The organism is Enterococcus sp. RTP21361st1_A6_RTP21361_211029 (assembly GCF_040910045.1).
Classification (GTDB): Bacteria; Bacillota; Bacilli; order Lactobacillales; family Enterococcaceae; genus Enterococcus_D; species Enterococcus_D gallinarum.
This window is the reverse complement of the sequence record NZ_JBDGBK010000155.1, coordinates 1-3,378: the sequence shown is the minus strand read 5'-3', so window position 1 is coordinate 3,378 and position 3,378 is coordinate 1. Positions and strand designations below refer to the sequence as shown.

Here is a 3,378-nt window from a genome sequence, read left to right as displayed (position 1 = left end):
AGGGTAATCGGAAAATAGTGTGGAAAGAGGGTTAAAAAGTACCCTCTTCCATAGCCTTAGACAGTGTGGAAAAATCAGCACCATAAATTTCTTCATACACCCATTCATAACCAGTTTGTGACCAACTTGGGAATTGATCAGGTAACATTTTTCCAAAAGTAACTTCAACTTCTTTGAATTTCTTTTTCTTTTTAACTTTACGATAGCCTTGAGTAAACAAAATCTTTGCTCTAAGGGCTTCAAAAGAGTAACCACGACCAACATGGTTCATTGTCTTAATTAAACGATTGAGGGATTCCGTATAAGCGTTTGTAATAGGAGAATTGAAATAGTTGAATATTTCTTCTTCCCAATTACTCATAGCTTTAATCAGATCTTCAAAATAAGCCATTAATTCTTTAGGTACATTTGACACCCAATCTTGATAGAGTTTATAGGCATCGTTGATTGATTCAGCTTCATAGATGTCAAAGAATTGCTCTTTGAGTTCATAAGCCTGTCCAAGTAATGGAAAGTTTTGAGTCCATACTTGTAGCTTTATCTGGTCATCAAAGTCTGTTAAGTCTTTACTCCTTGTAAGAAGCACATAACGATCTCTCATCAGTTGTCTACGTTCTTTGGCTGTAACATTTTGACGGTTAGCTTTTCGGATTTTCTCTAAGGCTTCATTAGCTAATTTAACGACATGGAATTTGTCAATTACAATTTTGGCATGTGGTATCACTGTGTTAACAGCACTCTTATAAGGATTCCACATATCCATTGCTACAAGTTCAATTTTATCAATGTCTTGGAGCTTTGAAAGATAACTGATAACATTATCTTTATTACGTTTTCGTAAGATGTCAATTACTGACTTGTTTTCAACATCTGTGATGACACAACGATAGTTTTTAAGTAAATGGACTTCATCAATACCAAGCCATTTAGGAGTTCTAAAATCAGTTTGAGCTTCAAGCTCATCAACGTAGTCATTAAAGATGTTTCGTACAGTCTTTTCGTCAACGCCAATCTCTTCTGCAACACTGGTAAACGTCATTTCAAGGCTTGTTTCTTGAATCCAATTAATTAGCCTATTAGTAACAGAACGCCCTTCATCTATATCTGGAAGACTTTCAAAGAATGTAGCCCCACACTCATTACATTTGTAACGTTGTCTCTTAACAAAGATCCCAACTCGTTTAGCGTGCATCGGCAAATCAAAGAATAATTGTTCCTTTTTACCATGCTTATATAGATTAGCAACCGTACCACATTTTGGGCAATAAGAAGGAGGTGGCAATATAGTCTCAACTAAGAACCTATAATCATATTCACTCTCCTTCATATCAAGAATCTTAAAACTTGGTAGATTGAGCATATTAGTTGTCATTATTTCATTTTCCTTTGTTTTATTGAGCATTTAATAAGAAAATCATATGAATTGCAATTAAATAAGAAAGGCATTACTTAGCTATCACAGTAATGCCTTCATTAGTACAAACAGGTTATTTAGAAAACAGTCCACAATTGCTTAGTATTTCATCTGTGCCAAGTAAGGTAGCTTCTTCTATTCCCACATTATTGGTTTCCATGAAAGACTGTACTGCTTGGTAGCCTACTGCATAACCTGCAAATGGTGATAAGCCAACAGGTTGATAGCCTTGTTCCTTTGCAATGGTATCACCAAACATATAACTGCTGACCTCAGCAAATCCTTTAATATCTAAAGCATCCTTTATAACTTCTTTTGAATATTCTAAGTCCTCTTTATCAAAAGAAGTAACCCAAGGTCCTAAAAGATTTTCTCCATAAATTTCTTTTGCAAATGACTCAGCTAAACCCTCTATAATTAAGTAATCACCAACAGTAACGTCTCCATGATCCCAATCAAAATATGAAAAACGGATATTATGATGGAATTCATGTGCAATTACAGCAGGAATCCTTGGAATATTATAGGAGTTTGGGTAAATAGATACTTGAATAAACCCTGGAATTCCTCCAAAACCACAATAACCTTTTTGTAATTCGAGCTTCTTCGGGTCAGCTATATACATACCAAATCTCAATTCATCAGCGTTAATATTTATATTATTTTTTTCAATAAAATCAATACAATGATTCAAGGTGCTATGAGCTGTTTGAAGAGCCTGAATTTCTTTTAAACTTTCTAATGCTTGTCTTCCAGTTTGAGTATCTGATACATTAAGATAGCCAAGCATATTTGTAGCCATTATTACATCATACCCATTAGGTTGCTTAGCCTTTAATGGAACATTAATCATATTCCACATCTTTTCAAAGGGCTTCATCATTGAGTACCGATAAAAATTTTCTTTATCTTCTTCCATTGAAAACAATTTTTCGTATTGTTCAATTGTGTCCTCAATTATTATTTTCATTGCTACCACCTCTTATTTGATTATTCGTAAAGACCTTCATCGCCTCACTCATGAGTTTTGCTAAACCCTCACCATACTGATCTATATTTTTTGTGAAACGTTCATCATTAATATAGAGTTGACCTAATCCATAAAAGGCATCAAGAGAGTACTTACTAAAGTTTTTATTTAAAAAGTCATACCATTCTTTAATTGTTGCTTGTACCTCTTGGGATTCGGGGGATTGATCACGAAGGCATGCAAGTTTATTGAAGATCATATCCCATCTATCAGATAAATCATTTTGTTCATCTTTGGACATTCCCTTTAGTTTTGTGTTTATCTCATCGATAGATTGATTTCCCCAACGGCGACGAGCCTCTTCTTCAAATTGGTTGAATCCAAATTTAATTCCCTCAAACCTCTCTTCATTTGTCATTTGTATTTCTCCCGCCATATGTTTAATCGTCTTATCAATGGTTTTAATCATTTTATCGACTTTATTTCGTTTCTCAATCAACATTTTTCGTTGTAAAATCAATGCTTCTTGTCGGTTAAATGAAGGGCTGTTAATAATCTTTTTAATTTCCTTTAAGGTGAATCCAAGTTCCTTGAAAAATAAAATTTGTTGTAATGTTTCAAGGTTTTCTTCTGAATAGAGTCGATAACCAGAATCAGTGGTTTCTTTTGGGGTCAGCAATCCAATCTGATCATAATGATGAAGTGTACGAATACTAACACCAACCAATTCTGCCACTTCTTTTATCTTCATATCCATCACTTTGCACCTCCTTCAATTACAATTACCATTATAAAGTATTACGTTACGTTAGAGTCAATAGAAAGAAGATACTTTATGAAAAGAGATTTTGTATTGAAATACTTATTATTAAATGGAGAGTTTTTTTGTGAGCAATTAGGAGGGTTTGTAATAATTCCACACTATTATCCGATTTACGATAAGATAAACATTATCTATTTATTTGGGGAGTTCCACACGATAATCCGAATACCC

3 protein-coding genes are annotated in these 3,378 nt (G+C 33.8%); all 3 read right to left on the bottom strand.

Annotated features, from left to right (window positions below; all coding sequences use genetic code 11):
• Positions 1–31: 31 nt before the first annotated feature.
• Positions 32–1,372: an ISL3 family transposase gene (locus tag AB5Z52_RS16295; RefSeq protein WP_368243979.1), complete on the bottom strand. Its 1,341-nt coding sequence runs from the start codon at positions 1,370–1,372 to the stop codon at positions 32–34.
• Between the two features lie 115 nt (positions 1,373–1,487).
• On the bottom strand, positions 1,488–2,384 hold the full coding sequence (locus AB5Z52_RS16290; RefSeq protein ID WP_368243980.1) for a DUF2268 domain-containing protein: 897 nt from the start codon (positions 2,382–2,384) through the stop codon (positions 1,488–1,490).
• Positions 2,368–3,141 (bottom strand): MerR family transcriptional regulator, encoded by a 774-nt coding sequence (locus AB5Z52_RS16285; protein ID WP_368243981.1) that lies wholly within the window; start codon positions 3,139–3,141, stop codon positions 2,368–2,370. The genes AB5Z52_RS16290 and AB5Z52_RS16285 overlap by 17 nt, the downstream gene beginning before the upstream one ends.
• Positions 3,142–3,378 lie beyond the last annotated feature (237 nt).